The following is a 2,671-nucleotide window of genomic DNA, read 5'->3' as shown; positions in this document are numbered from 1 at the left end:
GCCGCGGGGAGCACGAGAGCGTGTTCGCTCAGCCGGACTGGGAACAGGTCCACCGCGAGATGGACCGGGTCGGGGTCACGCTCAGTTTGCTGCACGGAGATTACTTGAGTATTCGGAGGTTTGAGAGCCACCGGTTATTGAGGTTGGGAGCCACCGTTATTGCCGTTGAGAGCCGGTGGCTGATGGGGTGGGAGCCACCGGCTCTCGTGCGCCGATCCCGGGGGTTAGTTCACGGCGGTGTGTTCGCGCATGTTGAAGGTGCCGGTCTCGATCCAGAGGGTGTTGTGGACGATGCGGTCCATGATGGCGTTGTCGACGGCGGGTGAATACTGACCCCCTGGTGACGGGTGAATATTGACCCCCCCGACCCTGGGAGGGTGATTGCAGTGGAGCAGTGGGCCGAGATACGCCGGTTGCATAACAGCGAGGGCGTGCCGATCAAGGAGATCTCCAGGAGGCTGGGGATAGCGAGGAACACGGTGCGCTCAGCGTTGGCCTCATTCGAGCCGCCGAAGTACAAGCGAGCCCCGAAGGGTTCGCTGGCCGATGCGTTCGAACCGGAGATCCGAAAGCTGCTGGCCGAGTACCCGACGATGCCGGCCACGGTGATCGCCGAGCGGATCGCCTGGCCGCACTCGATGACCGTGCTCAAGGACCGAGGGCGAGCGATCCGCCCCGAGTACCGCGGGGTCGACCCGGCGGACCGGATCGAGCACAAGCCCGGTGATACGACGCAGTGCGATCTGTGGTTCCCCAAGTCGCCTATCCCGCTGGGCGCAGGTCAGAGCGCACAGATGCCTGTGCTGGTGATGACGCTGGCGTTCTCGCGGTACATCTCCGCCACGATGATCCCCTCCCGGATGGCCGGCGACATCCTGGCCGGGATGTGGCTGCTGCTGGGTCAGCTCGGGGCGGTGACCCACCGCCTGTGGTGGGACCGGGAGTCGGCGATCGCCACCTCAGCGGGAAAGCCCACGGTCGATGCCGCCGCGTTCGCCGGGACGCTGTCGTCGAAGCTGGTGATCGCCCCGCCGCGGGACCCGGAGTTCAAGGGCATGGTGGAGCGCCACAACGGCTACCTCGGCCAGTCGTTCATGGCCGGCCGGAAGTTCACCGGCCCGGATGACTTCAATGACCAGCTCACCGAGTGGCTGGCAACGGCAAACACCCGCACGGTGCGCGTATTGGGGTCGAGGCCGGTCGACGCGCTGGTCGAGGACCGGGCCCGGATGCTAGCCCTTCCGCCGGTCGCCCCGACCACGGGCCTGCGCACGACGGTGAGGCTGGCGCGGGACTATTACGTCCGTATCGACTCGGTGGACTACTCGGTCGACCCCCGCGTGATCGGGCGCCTGGTCGAGGTAGTCGCCAGCCTGCACACGATCACTGTGACCCGCGCGGGGGCCGTGGTGGCCGAGCACCGCCGCAGCTGGTCCCGCCGCGGGACGGTCACCAACCCGCGGCATGTGGAGCTGGCCAAGCAACTGCGCGTGGACTACTGGCAACGGGCCCGCGAGCAACCACCGATGAGCTCGTTCACCGACCCGGTGGTGCGCTCGCTGTGCGACTACGACGACCTCTACGACGTCGACTTCGTCGGCAACGCAGCAGTGGATTCGGAGGTGTCGGCATGAGCCAGGACGCCTCCTCCCAGGTCGCCTATGCCGCCCGGGTGCTCGGGGACCCCGACCATCTCGAACGTGTTCTCCGATCTGGCTGATACCGCCCGCAGGCAGGGCTGGACCTACGAGGAGTACCTGGCCGCCGTCCTGGGCCGACAGGTCGCCGACCGGGAAGCCTCCGGCATTCAGGTCCGCACGCGGGCGGCGCACTTTCCGCAGGTCAAGACGCTGGAGGACTTCAACGTCGACCATCAGCCCACCTTGCGCAGAGACGTGCTCGCGCACCTGGCGACGAGCACCTACATCGGCAAGGCCGACAACGTCGTCCTGCTCGGACCGCCCGGAGTCGGCAAGACCCACCTGGCGATCGCCCTCGGATACAAGGCGATCGCCGCTGGCTACGCCGTGCAGTTCGACACGGCCGTCGGCTGGCTCGCCAGGCTGCAGGCCGCTCACGCCGAGAACCGCCTCGAGGCCGAGCTGCGCAAGCTACGGCGCTACAAGCTGCTCATCATCGACGAGGTCGGCTACATCCCGTTCGACTCCGACGCCGCCAACCTCTTCTTCCAGCTCGTGGCCCACCGCTACGAGCAAGGCTCGATCCTGGTCACCTCGAACATGCCATTCGGACGCTGGGGCGAGATCTTCGCCGACGACATCGTCGCCGCCGCGATGATCGACCGCCTCGTCCACCACGCCGAAGTCCTCACCCTCGGCGGCCAGTCCTACCGGACCAAAGCACGACGAGACCTCATGACCGCACAGACCAACAACCAGAGGGGTCAAAATTCGCCCGTCACGTAGGGGTCAATCTTCAACCGCCGTTGACAGGCGTCGGCGTATACGGCGGAGCCGAGGCGCTGGTGCCAGTCCTTCTGGGCGTATTGGGTGCAGAACTCCGTCCAGGCGTGCCCATAGCGGCGCTCAAGGAGTTCGAGCAGCATGCTGCGCATGCCGTCGTCCGGCGGGTCGAGGAGCCATTCGTCGAGCACGAGCAGCGTGAAGGCGGCGTACTTCTTCAAGAACGTCGTCTTGCCGTTCGGCTTGTC

General features: G+C 66.5%; 3 protein-coding genes and 1 pseudogene. 3 read left to right on the top strand and 1 reads right to left on the bottom strand.

From position 1 onward, the window contains the following. The 3 genes and pseudogenes from G6027_RS18375 to istB form a co-directional block, all read left to right on the top strand. On the top strand, window positions 1-326 hold a 326-nt coding region (locus tag G6027_RS18375; RefSeq protein WP_206682460.1), incomplete at its 5' end, for a hypothetical protein. An 87-nt stretch (window positions 327-413) separates the two neighbouring features. After that, window positions 414-1,634 carry an IS21 family transposase gene (istA, locus tag G6027_RS03890; protein WP_187702572.1) on the top strand — a complete coding sequence of 407 codons (1,221 nt, stop codon included), beginning with the start codon at window positions 414-416 and terminating at the stop codon, window positions 1,632-1,634. Further along, window positions 1,631-2,426, top strand: a pseudogene (gene istB / locus G6027_RS03885) (IS21-like element helper ATPase IstB). Before istA ends, istB begins: the two are co-directional and overlap by 4 nt. On the opposite strand, the gene G6027_RS03880 reads toward istB, so the two are convergent. Further along, window positions 2,405-2,671 (bottom strand): ATP-binding protein (locus G6027_RS03880; protein WP_182635560.1); only part of this gene is annotated, 267 nt, incomplete at its 5' end. The pseudogene istB and the gene G6027_RS03880 sit on opposite strands and share 22 nt — an antisense overlap.

Origin of the sequence: Dietzia sp. SLG310A2-38A2 (assembly GCF_014145095.1) — a bacterium.
Classification (GTDB): Bacteria; Actinomycetota; Actinomycetes; order Mycobacteriales; family Mycobacteriaceae; genus Dietzia.
This window is presented reverse-complemented; position numbering and strand designations above follow the sequence as displayed.